We start from the raw sequence: 18,126 nt of genomic DNA on the forward strand, positions 1-18,126 counted from the left end.
GATTGAATACCTGTTATCGGTTAATCCGGTGGATTGGATTAATCATGGCGTATCGCCAAGCTGATCGCGCGTCGGCAGGCCCTCACTGTCGCCCACCGCCTGTACCGCCAGGCTGCCAATACGGTTACCACGGCGCACGGCCTGTGCCAACGGCAGACCCTCCAGCAGGGCGCTGATCACGCCGACCGCAAAGCCGTCGCCCGCGCCCACGGTGTCCACCACGTTCTCGACGCGAAACGCCGGTACTGCCGCCTGCTCGCCGCTGGCGGTCTTGTACCAGGCCCCGTCCGCGCCGGTCTTGATGATCACTGCCTTGACGCCCTGTGCCAGATAGAAGTCCGCGATCGCCTCTGGCGTCTGCTCGCCGGTCAGGATCTGGCCCTCTTTCAGGCCCGGCAATACCCAGTCCGCCTGGAAGGCCAGATCATTCAGCGCGCTGACCATCGCCTCGCGGCTCGGCCACAGCACCGGGCGCAGGTTCGGGTCAAACGAAATGGTCTTGCCCATGCGGCGCATTTCACGCGCGGCATGGCGTGACAGTGCCAGAGACTCCGCCGACAGCGCCGCCGCCACGCCGCTCAGGTGCAGGTGGCGCGCCGCGCCAAAGTACTCAGGGTTGAAATCCGCTGGCGACAGGTGGCTGGCCGCCGACCCCTTGCGGAAGTACTCCACGGTGGGATCGGTTCCATCTAACTGTTTGTCTTTTAACTGAAAACCGGTCGGGTAGCGATTATCTACCGTCACCTGCCCGGCGTCGATGCCCTCTTTTTCCAGCTGTTGCAGGGTAAAGCGGCCGAAGGAGTCATCACCGATGCGGCTGGCCCAGCCGACGTTCAGCCCAAGGCGCGCCAGCCCGACGGCGACGTTCAGTTCCGCACCGGCGATGCGTTTGGTGAAATGCTCCACCGCGGCCAGATCGCCCGGCTGGTCAGCGACAAACATCGCCATCGCCTCACCAAAGGTCACGGCGTCCAGCGCGCTCAGGGAAGGGGTTGCAGGTTTCATGATTACTCCGCGCGCAGCAGTTCAACATAGTGGCGGGTCACGGCGATCAGGTCGTCACCCTCCAACGGGAATTCAATGCCACGCGGGGCATGGGCTGGCAGGCGATCCAGCAGCTGGCGCCACTGGCCGTCGCTGTTGTCCAGCGCCACGGCGCACCATTTGCCCGCGTGGCGAGCGGCGGCCTTCACATGCACATAGGTCACGTGGTCGGCCAGGGTGTCGGCCGCGCGCTGCGGTGCCTGCCCGACCCAGTGCCAGTTACCCATGTCGAAGGTCATGCCGAGCGGCAATCCGGCCTCCGCCGCCGCGCGCAGGAAGGCGCTCATCGGCAGTAAGATGCCGCACTCTGGCGTCTGGTCATTCTCCACTACCAGCCGCACCGGCTGGGCTTCCAGCAGCGTTTTCAGCGCCGACAGATCACAGCCAGCGCGGTAGTGGCCGAGGGAGAGTTTCATCACGCGCGCGCCCAACTGTTGCGCCTCTAAAAAGAAGCCCTCCAGCCCGGCGTTCACCGCGCCATCCTCGTCAAACAGCGCCTCTGGCACCGAATAGACGCACCCGAGCTGGTACTGGACAATCTCCTCCGCCAGATGCGGCAGGTCATCCAGCGCCTGCTGGTCCATCAACTCGCGGCGGATCTCGACGCTGTCCGCGCCAGCCTCCGCAATCACTGGCAGCAGCGCGGCCTGACCGCCCAACTCCCGTACCCGGTCACTGCCGTAGGCGGCGGTGACGACCACAATTTCTCTACTCATACTCTTTCCTCGTGTGGCGGTGGCTGACCGCCCTCAACCCTGATGAGCGTCTCGCTCAAAAACTGGCCGTTGATGTTAAATATACGTTAGATGGAACCGGTTCCAACGTGAAGCGGTGAAGTGTCAATTTTCGATCACGGTCACAGAGTTGATAGAATCGGAGCAGAGCGGCTGGTATGCAAGCGGAAAGCGGCATCCGGGGGCGGGGTGGGGGAAAAAGGGGCGGAAAGTGGCGCAGAAAACGCCATGAGTGCTTGATAAATCACACATCCAGCCCGGGGGCCGGATGTGACGGAAAGGTCAGAGCGAAGTGGAGCCGCGCACGATCAGCTCGCCGGGGAAGGCCTGCTCAAACGGCGGCTCCTGGCTGCCCTGGATGCGCTTGACCACCTGCTCCAGCGCGGCGTAGCCCATCTCATAGGTCGGCTGCTTGAAGGTGGTGATGCCGACGCCCGCCAGCTCCGCCCACTCCAGCTCATCAAAGCCCAGCAGGCCGATGTCACTGCCCCAGCGGATGCCGAGCCGACGCATGGCGCGGGCGATCTGCAACGTCAGCGCGCCATTGGCCGAGAGCACCGCCTTGCGGCGGCCACGGTTGCTGCGGCTAAAGTCATTCAGCACTTGCTCCAGATGCGGCGCGTCATTCAACAGCACCTCGGCGCTATGCGCCTGCAAATCCGGGTGCGCCGCCATGGTCTTGCGCCAGGCGTGCAGCCGCTCGAGACGGGTATTGACGGTGCCAACCGGCTCACTGAGGAACAGCACTGCCTCAAAGCCCTGATCAATCAGGTGCTGGGTCGCCTGCGTCGCGGCCTCCTGGTTATTCAGGCCCACCACGTCACAGGAAAAGTCCGGGATCTTGCGATCAATCAACACCATCGGCAGCAGCGACTGTTGCAGCATCGAGAGCGCCTCTTCGCGCATCCCTACCGCGTTGACCACAATCCCCTCCACCTGATAGCTGCTCAGCAGTTGCAGGTAGTGCTGTTCCTGATTGATCTCATTATTGGTGTTACACACCAGCAGGGTGAAGCCCTGTTGGCGGCAGGCCACTTCCACGCCGCGCATCACATCGACGGAGTAGGGGTTGGTGATGTCGGCGATGATCAGGCCGATCAGCCGGGTCTGTCCGCCCTTCAGGCTGCGCGCCATCTGGCTGGGACGGTAGTTGAGCATCTGGATGGCACTTTCGATGCGCTGTTTTAGATCGTCGGAGAGCAGGTGCTGTTCGCCGTTCAGATAGCGCGACACGCTGGTTTTACCGGTCTTGGCCGCTTTGGCCACATCATTGATGGTGGCGCGCCCCGCCCCCTTACTTCTCATCACTGCATATCCTCCTGGCTAACTGACACAGGAGACTACCACACCGCAACGGCCGCCGAATATAAGGCGGCCGCTTTTGGCTGTCAGGAGGGGGCCTGTCCGGGCAGGGCGTCCGGCACCGGCACCGGGTGTTTGCGGCTGCTCAGGGTGAAGGCCGACACCAGCGTCACGCTTAGGGCGATGCCGCCGAGGATCAGGTAGGTATGGTTAAAGCCGATGCGGTCATACATCGCGCCAGCGAAGGCCGAGAGGAAAATCGCCGCCAGTTGCTTGGAGAAACAGAAGCCAATCAAGTAGATGGAGGCAGAGAAGCGGGTGTCGAAGATGGAGGTGATGTACTTGAACGCGCCGACCAGCAGGAACGGCACCTCCAGCGCATGAAGCATCTTCAGCACAATCACCTCGGCGGCGCTGGTGGCGAAGGCGGAGCCGATGATGCGTACCGACATGATCACCCCGGCCACCAGCAGCGTGTTCTTAGCCCCGATGCGGTTGATGATCCAGGGTGAGCAGAACATGATCAGCGCGTTCGCCAGTTCGCCAGCGGTGGTGACAAAGCCGAACACCTGGGTGCCGTGCTGCGGCGAGGAGAAGAAGGATTTGAAGAAGTTGGCGAACTGCTGGTCGAACACGTCATAGACGCAGGCGACGCCGACGATGTAGAGGATAAACAACCACAGCGCCGGCAGCCGGAACAGCTCGCCCATCTGGCGCAGGCTGAACGGGCTGGGCCGGGCGGCCAGCGGGCTGTCGGCCTGTACCGTCAGGTCTGGCCCGGTGCGCGCCATCAGCAACAGCAGCATCAGCAGCACCGCGGCACCGGAACCCATCCAGAACACGATGTCCGGGTTGATATTGAACAGCACCCCGGCGGTCGAGGCGCACAGCCCCCAGCCGAAGCAGCCGAACATCCGCGCCTTGCCATACTCGAAGTGGCTATTGCGGCTGACGCGCTCGATGTAAGCCTCGGTCGCGCCTGAGCCGCCAGCGAACACAAAGCCGATGTAGGCCCCGCCGCACAGCGCGCCCAGCAGCACATTAACCTTGAGCAGCGGCGCGAAGACGTAGAGGAAGAAGGGGGCGAAGAAGAACAGCAGCACCGCGATCACCCACAGCAGATGCTTCTTCAGGCCGAGCTTGTCCGAGACAATGCCAAACACCGGCTGGAAGACGATGGCGAACAGCGACATGCTGGCGAATACCACCCCGGTCTCGGTCTTGTTCAGCCCGATCACGTCCGCCAGCCAGATCGGCAGGAAGGGGTAGCAGGTCGCCATGATGAAGAAGTAGAGAAAGAAAAACGCGCCGAATATCCAGAAATTCTTGTTGTTTTTGTAGGTACAGACGGGTGTGTTCATCGGTATTTTCCTTGCACTTGCCTGCCGTTAATGGCCGGGACAGCCCGGCCGCCTGATTCACTCAGTTACAGCCGCTCAATGCCCAGCAGCAGCGCGCTCTCCGGGTCCAGCACTGGCAGTGCCAGCCCGGCCTGTGCCAGCCAACTGCCGCTGGCCTCCGTCGGCTGCGCCAGCCAGCCGGGCAGCGCGCGCATTGCGTGGCCGCCCTGCTGCTCGGTGATCAGCGTTGGGGCGTCCAGCAGCGTGATACGGTAGCGCGCCTCCGGCAGCAGGCCGGGGATGCGCAGCCGCCCCGGCATTGACCACTCAGGCATTGCCAATTGGGCGACGGAGAAGATCGCCCGGTCGCGCTGCGCGCTGATGACCCCGTGCGCCAGCGTCGCCGGATCGGGATGGTCAAGGCGCACCACGTCGCCGCTGTGCAGCAGGTCGCGCCACTGGCGGTGTAGGGCGATGTAGTGGGCAAAGCCGCGCTGCTCCTCGTCGCTGGCGCGCGCCGGATCCAGTTCAATCCCCATGTGGCCGAACAGCGCCGTCAGGCCGCGGAACTGGATGTCGTGGCGTCGGAAAGTGGCGTGGCACTGATCGGCACCGATGTGCGATCCCATCACCTCCGGCGGGAAGAAGTAGCTCATGCCGCGCTGGATGGTCTGGCGCTCCAGCGCATCATTGTTGTCCGAAGTCCAGAAGCGGTGGCTGCGTTTTAGCACCTCATAGTCGATGCGCCCGCCGCCCGAGGCGCAGGCCTCAAACTCCACCTGCGGGAAGCGCGCCACCAGCGCGTCCAGCAGCCGGTAGTAGTGCTCGGTCTGGGCGGTGGCGGCGGCGCGCCCTTGGTGGCCCGGCTGCACCACCTCGCGGTTCATATCCCACTTCACATATTGGATGTCATGGTTGCCGAGCAGCCAGCTCATCCGCTCCAGCAAGTAGCTGAATACCGCCGGGTTGCTGAGGTCGAGCACATACTGGAAGCGGCCCGCCGGCTGGGTGTAGCCGGGCAGCGCCAGCAGCCACTCGGGGTGGGCGCGGTAGAGATCGGAGTCCGGGTTGATCATCTCTGGCTCCACCCAGATGCCGAACTCCATGCCGAGCCGGTGCACATGCGCAATCACCGGCGTCAGGCCGTCCGGGTACTTTTTCTCATCGACAAACCAGTCGCCCAGCGCCGCGCGGTCGTGGTCGCGGCCACGGAACCAGCCGTCATCGATGATGAAACGCTCGACGCCCAATTCCGCCGCCCGGCTGGCCATCGCTATGATGTACTCTGGATTGTGGTCAAAGTAGATCCCCTCCCAGGTATTGAGGTGCACCGGGCGCGGGCGGTCGGGCAGGGTGAGGATGTGGCGGCGCACGTGGCGGTGGAACTGTTGGCTCATCGGCGTCAGGCCAGCCGGGCTGTAGCTGGCGTAGAGCCACGGCGTGCTGAGGCTCTCCCCCTCGGCCAGCGCGTGCTCGCCAGCGAAGTAGAGCGCCTCGGCCTGCAACTGGCGGCGGCCATCGGTTTTGGCGTCAATGCGCATCCGGTGGTTGCCGCTCCAAGCGAGGTGCGCGCCCCACACCTCGCCCTGCTGTTCGGAAAAACCGGGAACGCCGGCGATCATGCCGGGAAAGTACTCATGGGAGGTGCGCCCGCGCCGGTTCTCCTGCACCATGCCGCCGTGCGCCAGCAGGGTGCGGTGTGGCTGGAACTCCTTCACCCAGCGACCGTGGAACGCCATCACCTCCGCCGCCTGTTGCGGCAGTGGCAGCGTCACCGCCAGCCGGTTGACCTGCCACGGCCCGCCACGCAGGTTGGTGAGGGTGTTGCGCGCGCGCAGCACGCCGCTCTCCGGGTCAAGCAGCAGCTCGCTGGTGAGGCGCAGCCCGGCCTGTTCATCTTCGGCCACCAGCGTCACGCCCTGTTCCTGCGGCTCCACCCGGCAGGTGGTGAACACCGGCGACCAGTCCAGCCCGTCACGGTGCCCCTCGACGCCCGGCGACCCAAACAGCCCGCGGCCATTCTCCGCTGCCAGCGTCAGCGGCACATCCACATCCAGACGACCATTGGGCACCGGGCGGCTGAGGGTGGCGAGATCCGCCTCGCAGAAGGCAGGCAGGCGCGGCCCCCAGTAGAGGATCTCCGCAAAAGGGGTGCAGCGAAGGATAAGATCGGTGCTGTCGCTCGACAGCCGCTGGATCGACGTTTCCATGGCAAAACCTCATAACGTGACGGGAAGATGAGGCTAAGCATGGATCCGAAACGTTTCGGATTGATACCGCGCAACGCTGGAAATGTGAACGGTGTTAGAAAATCGACAAAATGCGCAACAAAAATGCTGCGCCAGTTAACAGGGCGGCCAACTGGTCACGCCGCGGCAGAGGGTAGGTTGCCACAGCACCTGTAGCTGGCTGAGTGGCTCGCCGCGGATCAGCGCCAGCATCATCGCGGCAATCTGGTGGCCCACCTCTTCACGTGTGGACTGCACCACGGCGGTAATCGGCAGGTCAATCAGGCTATCTGGCGGCAGGCCGTCATAGATCACCAGCGAAACCCGACCACTCTCCAGCAGCCCGGCCTCATGCAGCGCCATCACCGCCCCTTCGCCATGCATATTGTTGTCGGTGATGATGGCGGTCGGCGGCTCTGGCAGTGCCAGCAGGGCCTGCGTGGCTTGGTAGCCAGCGCGGCGGGTCGGCTGGATACGGCCAAGGCAGGCGGGCGGCAGCGGCAGGTTGCGCGCCTGCATGGCGTCGAGAAAGCCCTGCCGACGCTGGGCGACAAAAGATTGCGGGCTGGTTTCACCGAGGTAGGCGATGCGCCGGTGGCCGAGGTCAGCCAGATGCTCCACCGCCAGCCGCGTGCCAGCGTGGTTATCGAAATCAAACCACGCGTAGGGGTGCGCCAGCTCGCTGCGGCCAAGCGCCAAAAAGGGGAAACCGAGTTGTTGCAGCGTCGCCAGCCGTGGGTCGTGCGCCAGCGTATGCGCCACCAGCAGCGCGTCAATCCGCTTGCTGCCAATCAGCCGCGCCATGCCCTCGGCGTCGCCCTCATCGGCCAGCAGCAGCAGGTCAATCTCATGCTGTGCCAGCGCCTGACTGATGCAACCCACCATCTCAATAAAAGCGGAGTTGTTCAGCGGGCGTGGCCCGAACGGGAACAGCAGGCCCACGGCGTCAATCTTGCCCATCTTCAGGCGGCGCGCCAGCGTGTTGGGGCGATAACCCATGCGCTGCGCGGCGTCATGCACACGCTGTTTGGTATCGGCGGCCACATCGTCGTAGCCGTTCAGCGCCCGGCTGACGGTGGTCACAGAGAGACCCAGCTCACGGGCCAACAGTTTCAGGGACATCGCGCACCTTGCAGGTAGGGAATCGCAGCGAGAGTAGCACAGAGCGGCGGTGGGAAGGGAGATCCAGGGCAAGCCCGGCCGGGTGGCCGGGCGGGGGGAGTTACTGCAACGGGCTGAGGGTGATCTCGACGCGGCGGTTCTGCGCCTTGCCTTCGGCCGTGCTGTTGGAGGCGACCGGGTTGTCCGGGCCGGCCCCCATGGTGCGGATGCGGGAAGCGGACACGCCCTGAGTGATCAGAGAGCTGGCGACGCTGTCGGCACGCTGCTGCGACAGGGTCATGTTGTGCGCCCGCGCGCCGCTGCTGTCGGTGTAGCCCACCACGTTGACCGCGGTCTTCTCATACTCTTTCAGCACCATTGCCACGCCGGTCAGGGTGTTGGCACCCGCCGGTTTCAGGTTGCTGGCGTCGGTGTCGAAGGTGACGTTATTCGGCATGTTCAGCACGATGTTGTCGCCCTGACGGGTCACGCTCACGCCGGTGCCCTGCATCTTCTGGCGCAGCTTGGTCTCCTGCACGTCCATGTAGTAGCCCGCGCCGCCGCCCAGTGCCGCACCGGCCGCCGCGCCAATCAGCGCGCCCTTGCCGCGATCTTTCTTGGAAGAGGAGAGCACGCCGACGCCGGCGCCGACCAGCGCGCCAACGCCCGCGCCGATGCCAGATTTGCCGGCTTCACGTTCGCCGGTATAGGGGTTGGTGGTACAGCCCGCCAGGGCCAGCGACAGTGAGAGGGCGCTGGCCACAATCAGAGTGCGTTTTTTCATTGTTGATCCTTTGTAACAGGTAGTACGGTGGGGAGCGCCCCCACCCAAGTGATATGCATCATTGTTATAGTTTCCGCGCGCGCAACAGGGCGTGCCGGGCGGGCATTATGGCCTGAAATAATCGGAAAATGCTCAACAGATAAATCTCAATTTGTAAGGCGCAGCATTAACTCGTTAGCGCCTCCACGCCATGATCAGCGTCATGGCGTGGGTATCGGGGTTGCGCACCCGGCGTTGGGGAATGAAGCCATGCTTGCGGTAGAAGGCCACGGCGCGGCGGTTGCGCACGTAGACCTCAAGGCTAAGCGCCGGGAAGCGCTGCTGCACATGCGCCATCAGCGCGGCGGCGACGCCCCGGCCAAACAGCGGCGGAGCGACAAACAGCGCGCCGAGGAAACGCTGCTCCATTACGCTGGCAAAGCCGCCCAGCCGCCCGTCACACTCGCTCACCCAGGTCTGCGCCTGGGGCAAATAGTGGCTGCGCACCAGCGGCGCGCTCTCCCGCCAGTAGCGCGGATCGATGAAGGGGTGACCAGCGGTGGTGCTCTCCAGCCACAGCGCCATCAGCGGCTCCAGATCCGGCGGGCGGAAGGGGCGAATCATCCCGCCTCCGCCGGGCAGAGATCGCAACCGACGTGGTGATCGTTCACCAGCCCGCACGCCTGCATAAAGGCGTAGCAGATGGTCGCGCCGACAAAGGTGAAGCCGCGTTGCTTCAGCGCGCGGGAGAGCGCCTCGGAGGCGGCGGTTTTGGCCGGGATGTCGGGGTAGTGCGGACGGTTCACCTGCGGCTGGTGGCCGACAAACTGCCAGATAAAGGCGGAGAAATCCTCGCCGGCCTGTGTCATCGCCACCCAGGCGCGGGCATTGGTGACAATCGCCTCCAGCTTGCGGCGGTGGCGGATCAGCCCCGGCTCCTGCATCAGCGCGTCCAGCTCCTGCCCGCTCATCGCGGCGATCTTATGGGGGTCGAAACCGTGGAAACTGGCGCGGTAGCAGGCACGCTTTTTCAGCACGGTGATCCACGAGAGGCCAGCCTGCTGCCCCTCCAGACAGAGCATCTCAAACAGCATACGGCTGTCATGCTGCGGCACGCCCCACTCCCGGTCGTGGTAGTCGAGATAAAGCGGGTCAGCGGTGACCCATTTGCAACGCGTTATCATTGGTCATTCCTTTTCCAGCGGGCGCGGCACCGGCGGCAGCGCGCCGGGTGTCGCAACCCGCGACTTTTTCTGTGTGCTGCCTTGACGGCAGCGAGAAGCGAATAATAGTTATAGGGGGTATTGCACAAAAATAGAACAATACATTCCTTGGATTAGCCTGTTGGCTTTCAGGAGTCTCCATGCCGGACCTAAAAAAATTTCGCTGCCGTCGCAAGGCGGGGGCACTGGCAGTGGCAATGCTATTTGGGGGGGGACACCCGGCGCAGGCCTATGACAATCTCTATGTCTTTGGCGATAGCCTGAGTGACTCCGGTAACATCGGCCGTTTTACCTATAACAGCGCCAACGTCGCGCTGTATGACGAAATTCTGGCGGCGCGCGCCGGGCTGGCCCTTAGCCCATCCTTCTCAGGCGGCACCAATTATGCCACCGGCGGCGCGACCGCCATCCCGGAACTCAATCCCGACTATAACGCCACCTCCGATCAGGTCAGCCAATATCTGGCGCAGACCGGTGGGCAAGCGGAGGGCGACGGGCTGTATATCCATTGGGTTGGCGGCAACGATCTGGCCGCGGCGGCCACGCTGGCGGCCTCGGCACTCAACGCTGACACCGCCTTTGCGGTGGCGAACCTCAGTGCGAACGCCGCCGCCGGGCAGGTGCAGTCGCTGATCAATGCCGGGGCGGGCACGGTGATTGTGCCGACGGTGCCGAACATCGGTTTGACGCCCGCCATTCTGGAGTTGGTGGTCACGGCAGCCCTGCCGGCCAGCGCCCTTCAGGCCGCCTTCTCGGTGCTCAACAGCCAGGGCACGGTGAATGCCGAGGGCCGGGTGGCGCTGGTGCATCAGGCGCTGACCGCCGCCGCCGAGTCCACGGGCGCGCCGGATGCCCTTGCCCAGACCTTGTCGCAGACGCTGATCGGCGCCTATGACCAGCTCTCCGCCGAGGCCTCGGCGCTCACCGATGCCTACAACCAGACCGAGGACGCGGCGCTGGCCGCCAGCGGTGGCAACATCGTGCGGGTGGACGTGGATGGCCTGCTCAATGAGGTGGTGGCTGACCCAGCGCTCTACGGTTTGACCAATACCGCCGGTATGGCCTGTCCGCCCGGCCTGACGTCGGCCCTGTGCACCGCCGACACCCCCGGTTTCAGTGATGCGCAGGCCTTCCTGTTCGCTGACCACCTGCACCCCAGCCCGCAGACCCACGCGCTGATCGCTGACTACATGCAGGCAGTGCTGGATGGCCCGGCGCAGGCGGTGGCGCTCAACCAAGCGACGCTGTCGATGGGGCGCAACGCGCGCGGCATCCTTGATAGCCGTTTCCAGCAGTTGCGCGCCAACCCCGGTGCGCAGGGCAGCCTTGGGCTGTTTGGCGGCTACATGGGGCAGCATATGGAGTACACCGCCAACACCACCGCCGGTGACGGCAACGCCACCTCGCACAATGCGGCGCTCGGCATGGATTACCAGCTAACGGACAACTGGACGGTGGGCGCGCTGCTCTCTGGCGCGAACGATCGCCAGCACCCCTCCAGCCGCTACGACTACAAGGCGCGCGGCTGGCTGATCTCCGCCTATACGGCGGTGAACGTGCTGGAAAATGGCTGGTTCAACGCCGATGTGCACTGGGCGAAGGTCAATTTCGATGACATCAACCGCAGTATGCGGCTTGGCTCGGCCACCCGTACCGAGCACGGCGAAACCGAGGGGGAAGAGGTGGGCGGCCGCCTGACCGCCGGCTGGGACATCCCGGTCGCGGAGTGGCTCTCCACCGGCCCGCTGGCGCAGTTCGCGTGGGACTACAGCAGCGTCGATGGCTACAGCGAGCGCGGCAGCCGCAGCACGGCGATGCGTTTCGACGACCAGACCTACCACTCGCAGATTGGCGCGCTGGGGTGGCGGCTGGACGCGCGCTTCGACCGGCTGAACCCCTATGCCGAGCTGAGCTACCAGCACCAGTTCGGAGATGATGTCTACCGCGCCGGCGGTGGCATCAAGTCCACCCAAACCTACTTCACCCGCACCAGCGCCACCCAGGATACCAATTGGGTGGATGTCACCGTCGGCGCCAACCTGCCGCTGACGGACAACATCGCCGCCTTTGCCGCCGTCTCCCAGACTGGTGGCCTGAGCAGCGGCGAGCAGTTTATGTATAACCTCGGCGTCAGCGCCCGCTTCTGACGCCTCCGGCAAAAAAACAGGCCGCCCAGTGGGCGGCCTGTGTCACGGCGGCTATTTGCCGTTTTTCTTGCCGAAGACCTTCATCAGGAACCCGATGAGCAGGCCAATGGCAACGCCAATCAGTATCCAGGCAGTGAATCCCATATTGTCTCTCCTGCGTTAACCTTGCGGCGAGTATACGGCATCCCTCAGGAGACGGTCTCCTTTTCCCATGCCACGTTGGCGGCCTGCGCGCGCAGCGGCTTCTCCGGCTGGAGCAGCGTCATGCAGATCATGCTGCAAAAAGAGACCGCCGCCGTGGCAAGGAACATCGCGCCGTAGCCGTGGTGCTGCGCCAGCCAGCCGCTCAGGGTCGGTGCCATGATCGAGGCGAGGTTGGCGATCGCCAGCGTCATGCCGCTGTAGGCCCCCACCGACGCCTTGGGCGTCACGTCAATCACCACCGACCAATAGACGTTGTTCACCAGCGCATTCAATGCGTTGCCGAGCGTCATCAGCGCGATGATCGCCGCCGGCGAGTGCATGAAGGGGATCAGCACAAAGCAGGTGGCGGTCAGCAGCAAAGTGACAGCGGCGAACAGGTTGCGCGCCAGCCGCAGGTTGCCGGTGCGGCGCAGCAGGCCATCGGCGATGCGGCCGCCGAGCAGCACGGTCAGGCAGGCACCGCTCCACGGGATCATCGCCACATACCAGAGCGAGTGCAGGTCATAGTGGAAGGTGTCCTGAAGGTATTTCGGGCTCCAGGTCACCAGCACAAAGGTGACGTAGAGGAACGAGAAGTAGCCGAGCGCGTTGCACACCAGTGTGCGGTTGCTGAAGAAGCGCCACCACGGCAGGCGCGGCGTGGCGGGTACGGCGGGCTGGTGGTCGCTGATGGCGGCCAGTTCGGCCGCGTTCACGTTCGGGTGCTGTTGCGGCGTGTCGGTGAAGATCCGGCCAAACAGCGCGATCGCCAGCAGCGAGAAGATCCCCAGCACGATGAACATGCTGCGCCAGTCATCGGTCAGCAGCAGCAGACCCACCGCCAGCGGCGCGGTCAACAGCGAGCCGACCTGGGTGCTGAGCAGCCCGATGCCAAGCGAGAAACCGCGCTCGCGCGGCGGCGCCCAGTGGGCGATGGTCTTGTTCATCAGCGCGTAGGCTGGCCCCTCGGCAAAGCCGAACAGGATGCGCAGCGCCGCGAAGCCCATGATCGCCGAGCCGCCAAACAGCGCCATGCCGACCTCGCCAGCCCAGGCGGTGGCGATCTCCAGCAGCGACCAGAGCACGCCAGCCAGCAGCCATACCTTTTTGGTGCCGATGCGGTCAGCTAAAAAGCCGCCGCATAGCGAGCCAAACAGGTAGCCAAAGCCAAAGTAGCCGAGCACGGCTCCCAGTTGCGCCTTGTTGAAGTGGAACTCGTTGGCGATGTCGTTGGCGGCAAAGGAGAGCGCGCCACGGTCAACGTAGTTAATCAGGGCGATGAAAAACACCATCGCGAAGATGCGGTAGCGATAACGGCTGTCTTGGGTGACCATAACCTTTCTCCTTCTGCGCAGGATTGCTAACAGGGAGCTAGCAAGGTTGGTGCCAGCTTTTTCAGGCGAAACCGGGGCAGGTTGCGCCGCACTGGTGCGAAAGGGCGCGGCGGCGGCCGTGGTGCGGGCAAAAACAGGGCAGGATGTTTAACAGACGCTCACAGGATGTCACGAAGCCGGCGAGCAAAGCGCCAGCGGCACGCTGGCGGCGGGATTGAGGCTGTATATCTTGCGGTCAACGGGTATACTGGCCCATTCCATCTAAATCCACTTGTATCGCGTGCGAATCCAACATGCAAAAGTTTGATACCAAGACCTTTCAGGGCCTGATCCTGACCCTTCAGGATTACTGGGCGCGCCAGGGCTGCACCATTGTCCAACCTCTGGACATGGAAGTCGGCGCCGGCACTTCCCATCCGATGACCAGTATGCGCGCCCTCGGCCCGGAGCCGATTGCCGCTGCCTATGTCCAGCCTTCACGTCGCCCGACCGACGGCCGCTACGGCGAGAACCCGAACCGCCTCCAGCACTACTACCAGTTCCAGGTGATCATTAAGCCTTCGCCGGACAACATCCAGGAGCTGTACCTCGGTTCGCTGAAAGAGCTGGGCCTCGACCCGCTGGTGCATGACATCCGCTTCGTGGAAGACAACTGGGAGAACCCGACGCTCGGCGCCTGGGGCCTCGGTTGGGAAGTGTGGCTCAACGGCATGGAAGTGACGCAGTTTACCTACTTCCAGCAGGTGGGCGGCCTGGAGTGCAAGCCGGTCACCGGTGAGATCACCTACGGCCTGGAGCGTCTGGCGATGTACATCCAGGGCGTGGACAGCGTCTACGATCTGGTCTGGTGCGACGGCCCGCTGGGCAAAACCACCTACGGCGACATCTTCCACCAGAATGAGGTGGAGCAGTCGACCTACAACTTCGAATACGCGGACGTGGATTTCCTCTTCACCTGCTTCGAGCAGTATGAGAAAGAGGCGCAGATGCTGCTGGCGCTGGAGAAGCCACTGCCGCTGCCGGCCTATGAGCGCATCCTGAAAGCGGCCCACTGCTTCAACCTGCTGGATGCCCGCAAGGCGATCTCGGTGACGGAGCGCCAGCGCTACATCCTGCGCATCCGCACCCTGACCAAGTCGGTCGCCGAAGCCTATTACGCATCGCGTGAAGCGCTGGGCTTCCCGCTGTGCAAAAAGAACGAGAAGTGAGAGACGCCATGACTGACAAGACTTTCCTGGTGGAGATCGGCACGGAAGAGCTGCCGCCGAAGGCCCTGCGCTCGCTGGCCGAATCGTTCGCCGCCAACCTCACCGCCGAGCTGGATGCGGCTGGCCTGCAACATGGTGACGTGCAGTGGTTTGCCGCGCCGCGCCGTCTGGCGCTGAAAGTGCTGGCGCTGAGCCCCGCGCAGGCTGACCGTGAAATCGAGAAGCGCGGCCCGGCCATCTCGCAGGTGTTTGACGCCGAAGGCAAGCCGACCAAGGCCGCCGAAGGGTGGGCGCGCGGTTGTGGCATCACCGTGGAGCAGGCCGAGCGCCTGACCACCGACAAGGGCGAGTGGCTGGTACACCGCGCGCAGCTGAAGGGCGAAAGCGCCGCCAGCCTGCTGCCGACCATGATCGCCAACGCCCTCGGCAAGCTGCCGATCCCGAAACTGATGCGCTGGGGCGACTCCGACGTGCAGTTCGTGCGCCCGGTGCACACCGTGACGCTGCTGCTGGGTGACGAGCTGGTGCCAGCCACCATTCTGGGCATCGACTCTGCCCGCACCCTGCGCGGCCACCGCTTCATGGGCGAGGCGGAGTTCACCATTGAGCACGCTGACCAGTATCCGGCCATCCTGCTGGAGCGCGGCAAAGTGATCGCCGACTATGAGCTGCGCAAAGCCACCATCAAGCGGGACGCCGAAGAGGCCGCGCGCCAGATTGGCGGCAAGGCCGACCTGAGCGACAGCCTGCTGGAAGAGGTCACCTCGCTGGTGGAGTGGCCAGTGGTACTGACCGCCAAGTTCGAAGAGAAATTCCTGGCGGTGCCAGCCGAGGCGCTGGTCTACACCATGAAGGGCGACCAGAAGTACTTCCCGGTCTATGGCACCGACGGCAAGCTGCTGCCGAACTTCATCTTCGTCGCCAACATCGCGTCGAAAGATCCGCAGCAGATCATCTCCGGTAACGAGAAGGTGGTGCGCCCGCGTCTGGCGGATGCCGAATTCTTCTTCAACACCGACCGCAAGAAGCGTCTGGAAGATAACCTGCCGCGTCTGGAGACCGTGCTGTTCCAGAAACAGCTCGGCACCCTGCGCGACAAAACTGATCGCATTCAGGCGCTGGCTGGCTGGGTAGCGGCACAGATTGGCGCGGACGTCGAACTGGCGAAACGCGCGGGCCTGCTCTCCAAGTGTGACCTGATGACCAACATGGTGTTCGAGTTCACCGACACCCAGGGTGTGATGGGGATGCACTACGCGCGCCATGACGGCGAGGCGGAAGAGGTGGCAGTAGCGCTGAACGAACAGTACCAGCCGCGCTTTGCCGGTGACGACCTGCCGGCCTCGCCGGTGGCCTGCGCGCTGGCGATCGCTGACAAGATGGACACGCTGGCGGGCATCTTCGGCATCGGCCAGCACCCGAAAGGGGCCTCTGACCCGTTCGCCCTGCGCCGCGCCGCGCTCGGCGTGCTGCGCATCATCGTTGAGAAGAACCTGAACCTCGACCTGCAAACCCTGACGGAAGAGGCCGCGCGCCTCTACGGCGACAAGCTGACCAACCCGCAGGTGGTGGACGACGTGGTGGAGTTCATGCTTGGCCGCTTCCGCGCCTGGTATCAGGAAGAGGGCCACGCGGTGGACACCATTCAGGCGGTGCTGGCGCGCCGTCCGACTCGCCCGGCCGATTTCGACGCCCGCATGAAGGCGGTGTCGCACTTCCGCACGCTGGATGACGCCGCCTCGCTGGCCGCCGCTAACAAGCGCGTCTCCAACATTCTGGCGAAATCGACCGAGAGCCTGAATGAGCGCGTGCAGGCCGCGCTGCTGAAAGAGAACGAAGAGATCCAGTTGGCGACCTTCGTGACCGCGCTGAGCAGCAAGCTGCAACCCTACTTTGCCGAAGGCCGCTATCAGGAGGCGCTGAGCGAACTGGCGCAACTGCGCGAAGCGGTGGACAACTTCTTCGAAAAAGTGATGGTGAACGCCGACGATCAGGAAGTGCGCATCAACCGCCTGACGCTGCTGAGCAAGCTGCGCGAGCTGTTCCTGCAAGTTGCGGATATCTCCCTGCTGCAATAACCGCGTCCGTCCTTGCGGTTAGCCCAAGAAAAAACCCGCCTCGGCGGGTTTTTTTATTAGGGTGCCCCGAAGGGCAGGGCCATGCCGGCAGCGGGATTAGCTATCCAGCAACTGGCGGCCAAGAAAGGGGTTAGCGTGCAGTAAACGCATCAATTTCTGGGCAGTATTGGAGGGACGGCAGCTATTGGCCTCCCATTTTTTCACCTGGGCAACGCTGACGCCCATGCACTTCGCAAACTCTTCTACTTGCAGGCCAGCGCGCTCGCGCAGCTGTTTCGGTTCCGGCATCAGGCTCTCCTGATGGGCGACACATTTCCCGGCAGGCAGTGCCCCATACTCAAAACTATCAAGTAACTCATTGAACAATTCACGATCCATAGTGGCTCCCGAAATAGCTGTTACGACAAGATTCAACAACCGCATCCTTTGTGCTTAGCGAGTAAGCGCTATGACTATATGTCAGAATTTGGCTTAAGTGTGGATAAATTACGCGCATTTCGACGGGTTTTTGTCCTGAATCAGCAAAATCTCAAATTTATTGAGAAGTTATTATTTGTTTTTATGATGTTTGCGCCGTGCGCCTGCCAGCATGGCGTGAGTACCTTATCGTCGGCAGTTGATCTATCCTTAGGGCGAAAAACGTATCCGCGCAGTGGGCGGCATCAAGGCAAGTTAAGGGGAGCCAGGATAAATGGCGGAAGGGATCGGCAACGGAAAATGGGCACGCTGGCTGGCGCCAGTGTGGGTGGTGATGGTGGTGATGCAGCTCGCCGCCTGTGGCGACAGCGAGGGCGACCAGCGCAAGGCCTTTATGGAGTATTTGCAAAACACCGTGATGCGCAGCGGGCAGAATTTGCCGACGCTGAGCGAAGACCAGAAACAGAAGTTTGGCAACTACGCCAATGACTACCAGGTGCTGCTCACCTTCTCGCACCAGGTGAAGCAGGATGTCAGCAACAGCCTGGCCCCGGTGATCAACACGCTGGGCGACATCCGGGTGCCGCAGGACTACGTCCAGCAGCATGACGCGCTGGCGCAGGAGCTGGGGGCGCTGAACATGCTGGGCCAGCGGGTGCAGAGCGCGCAGGCCCAGGCAGACACCGCCCACGCGGCGATGAAGCACCCGGAAGATTTGAAGGCGATCTACAATCAGGCCTATGACAGCATCGTCACCCGCCCGGCCAATGGCCTGACGCCGGTTATCCCGGCGCTTGCGGGGTTCGCGCAGGAGGTGGTGCAGGTGGGGGATTACCTGATCCAGCAGGGCAATCAGGCCACCTTCAACGGCAGCCAGGTGCAGTTCCCGACCCAGCAGCAGGTGACGCAGTACAACACCATGATGTCTGGTCTGGCGACCAAGCAACAGGTGCTGCAACGGGCGCAGAACGCGCTCAACGGCCAATATTAAGCCGACTGAGCCGCTTGGATTTGGCCCCCACGC

Annotated in this window: 15 protein-coding genes; 4 read left to right on the plus strand and 11 right to left on the minus strand. The window is 63.5% G+C overall.

The features are described from left to right. Window positions 1–42: 42 nt before the first annotated feature. From ACK3SD_RS00080 to ACK3SD_RS00120, 9 genes are all read right to left on the minus strand, one after another. The gene (locus tag ACK3SD_RS00080) at window positions 43–1,005 is read right to left on the minus strand and encodes a sugar kinase (RefSeq protein ID WP_481126359.1); all 963 of its coding nucleotides are present in this window, start codon (window positions 1,003–1,005) and stop codon (window positions 43–45) included. Between the two features lie 2 nt (window positions 1,006–1,007). Continuing rightward, window positions 1,008–1,760 (minus strand): sugar phosphate isomerase/epimerase family protein, encoded by a 753-nt coding sequence (locus ACK3SD_RS00085; RefSeq protein ID WP_481126360.1) that lies wholly within the window; start codon window positions 1,758–1,760, stop codon window positions 1,008–1,010. 300 nt (window positions 1,761–2,060) lie between these two features. Beyond that, window positions 2,061–3,083 (minus strand): LacI family DNA-binding transcriptional regulator, encoded by a 1,023-nt coding sequence (locus ACK3SD_RS00090; protein WP_481127584.1) that lies wholly within the window; start codon window positions 3,081–3,083, stop codon window positions 2,061–2,063. Between the two features lie 83 nt (window positions 3,084–3,166). Then, window positions 3,167–4,441 carry an oligosaccharide MFS transporter gene (locus ACK3SD_RS00095; protein WP_481126361.1) on the minus strand — a complete coding sequence of 425 codons (1,275 nt, stop codon included), beginning with the start codon at window positions 4,439–4,441 and terminating at the stop codon, window positions 3,167–3,169. A 65-nt stretch (window positions 4,442–4,506) separates the two neighbouring features. Further along, the gene (locus ACK3SD_RS00100; protein ID WP_481126362.1) at window positions 4,507–6,630 is read right to left on the minus strand and encodes an alpha-galactosidase; all 2,124 of its coding nucleotides are present in this window, start codon (window positions 6,628–6,630) and stop codon (window positions 4,507–4,509) included. Window positions 6,631–6,765: 135 nt separating this feature from the next. Beyond that, window positions 6,766–7,770: a LacI family DNA-binding transcriptional regulator gene (locus ACK3SD_RS00105; protein ID WP_481126363.1), complete on the minus strand. Its 1,005-nt coding sequence runs from the start codon at window positions 7,768–7,770 to the stop codon at window positions 6,766–6,768. A gap of 100 nt (window positions 7,771–7,870) precedes the next feature. Then, on the minus strand, window positions 7,871–8,533 hold the full coding sequence (locus ACK3SD_RS00110; RefSeq protein WP_137761729.1) for an OmpA family lipoprotein: 663 nt from the start codon (window positions 8,531–8,533) through the stop codon (window positions 7,871–7,873). 174 nt (window positions 8,534–8,707) lie between these two features. After that, window positions 8,708–9,136 carry an N-acetyltransferase gene (locus ACK3SD_RS00115; protein WP_481126364.1) on the minus strand — a complete coding sequence of 143 codons (429 nt, stop codon included), beginning with the start codon at window positions 9,134–9,136 and terminating at the stop codon, window positions 8,708–8,710. Beyond that, window positions 9,133–9,693, minus strand: coding sequence for a DNA-3-methyladenine glycosylase I (locus tag ACK3SD_RS00120; protein ID WP_481127585.1), 561 nt, complete (start codon window positions 9,691–9,693; stop codon window positions 9,133–9,135). The genes ACK3SD_RS00115 and ACK3SD_RS00120 overlap by 4 nt, the downstream gene beginning before the upstream one ends. 182 nt (window positions 9,694–9,875) lie before the next feature. Here ACK3SD_RS00120 and ACK3SD_RS00125 point away from each other — a divergent pair, with 182 nt between their 5' ends. Continuing rightward, window positions 9,876–11,882, plus strand: a complete 2,007-nt coding sequence (locus ACK3SD_RS00125; RefSeq protein WP_481126365.1) for an autotransporter outer membrane beta-barrel domain-containing protein — start codon at window positions 9,876–9,878, stop codon at window positions 11,880–11,882. Between the two features lie 188 nt (window positions 11,883–12,070). Here ACK3SD_RS00125 and ACK3SD_RS00130 read toward each other — a convergent pair whose 3' ends face one another. After that, window positions 12,071–13,399: an MFS transporter gene (locus ACK3SD_RS00130; RefSeq protein WP_481126366.1), complete on the minus strand. Its 1,329-nt coding sequence runs from the start codon at window positions 13,397–13,399 to the stop codon at window positions 12,071–12,073. Between the two features lie 293 nt (window positions 13,400–13,692). Here ACK3SD_RS00130 and glyQ point away from each other — a divergent pair, with 293 nt between their 5' ends. Further along, window positions 13,693–14,607: a glycine--tRNA ligase subunit alpha gene (gene glyQ / locus ACK3SD_RS00135; RefSeq protein WP_137761734.1), complete on the plus strand. Its 915-nt coding sequence runs from the start codon at window positions 13,693–13,695 to the stop codon at window positions 14,605–14,607. An 8-nt stretch (window positions 14,608–14,615) separates the two neighbouring features. Continuing rightward, a complete protein-coding gene (gene glyS, locus ACK3SD_RS00140) occupies window positions 14,616–16,685 on the plus strand; it encodes a glycine--tRNA ligase subunit beta (protein WP_481126367.1) in 2,070 nt (689 codons plus the stop codon). A gap of 96 nt (window positions 16,686–16,781) precedes the next feature. On the opposite strand, the gene ACK3SD_RS00145 is transcribed toward glyS, so the two are convergent. Then, on the minus strand, window positions 16,782–17,063 hold the full coding sequence (locus ACK3SD_RS00145; protein ID WP_137761736.1) for a helix-turn-helix domain-containing protein: 282 nt from the start codon (window positions 17,061–17,063) through the stop codon (window positions 16,782–16,784). Between the two features lie 313 nt (window positions 17,064–17,376). Between ACK3SD_RS00145 and ACK3SD_RS00150 the strand changes: the two genes are divergently transcribed. After that, entirely contained in the window at window positions 17,377–18,093 is a 717-nt protein-coding gene (locus tag ACK3SD_RS00150) for a DUF3053 domain-containing protein (protein ID WP_481126368.1), read from the plus strand. Window positions 18,094–18,126: the final 33 nt, after the last annotated feature.

It is taken from the genome of Chimaeribacter sp. YP20170169 (assembly GCF_056739715.1).

Bases quoted from the DNA above. Each gene is read 5' to 3' on its own strand.
- ACK3SD_RS00130 (WP_481126366.1), bottom strand. From the start codon at position 13,399: ATGGTCACCCAAGACAGCCGTTATCGCTACCGCATCTTCGCGATGGTG.
- ACK3SD_RS00150 (WP_481126368.1), top strand. From the start codon at position 17,377: ATGGCGGAAGGGATCGGCAACGGAAAATGGGCACGCTGGCTGGCGCCA.
- ACK3SD_RS00095 (WP_481126361.1), bottom strand. From the start codon at position 4,441: ATGAACACACCCGTCTGTACCTACAAAAACAACAAGAATTTCTGGATA.
- ACK3SD_RS00090 (WP_481127584.1), bottom strand. From the start codon at position 3,083: ATGAGAAGTAAGGGGGCGGGGCGCGCCACCATCAATGATGTGGCCAAA.
- ACK3SD_RS00145 (WP_137761736.1), bottom strand. From the start codon at position 17,063: ATGGATCGTGAATTGTTCAATGAGTTACTTGATAGTTTTGAGTATGGG.
- ACK3SD_RS00105 (WP_481126363.1), bottom strand. From the start codon at position 7,770: ATGTCCCTGAAACTGTTGGCCCGTGAGCTGGGTCTCTCTGTGACCACC.
- ACK3SD_RS00085 (WP_481126360.1), bottom strand. From the start codon at position 1,760: ATGAGTAGAGAAATTGTGGTCGTCACCGCCGCCTACGGCAGTGACCGG.
- ACK3SD_RS00080 (WP_481126359.1), bottom strand. From the start codon at position 1,005: ATGAAACCTGCAACCCCTTCCCTGAGCGCGCTGGACGCCGTGACCTTT.
- glyQ (WP_137761734.1), top strand. From the start codon at position 13,693: ATGCAAAAGTTTGATACCAAGACCTTTCAGGGCCTGATCCTGACCCTT.
- ACK3SD_RS00125 (WP_481126365.1), top strand. From the start codon at position 9,876: ATGCCGGACCTAAAAAAATTTCGCTGCCGTCGCAAGGCGGGGGCACTG.
- ACK3SD_RS00110 (WP_137761729.1), bottom strand. From the start codon at position 8,533: ATGAAAAAACGCACTCTGATTGTGGCCAGCGCCCTCTCACTGTCGCTG.
- glyS (WP_481126367.1), top strand. From the start codon at position 14,616: ATGACTGACAAGACTTTCCTGGTGGAGATCGGCACGGAAGAGCTGCCG.
- ACK3SD_RS00100 (WP_481126362.1), bottom strand. From the start codon at position 6,630: ATGGAAACGTCGATCCAGCGGCTGTCGAGCGACAGCACCGATCTTATC.
- ACK3SD_RS00115 (WP_481126364.1), bottom strand. From the start codon at position 9,136: ATGATTCGCCCCTTCCGCCCGCCGGATCTGGAGCCGCTGATGGCGCTG.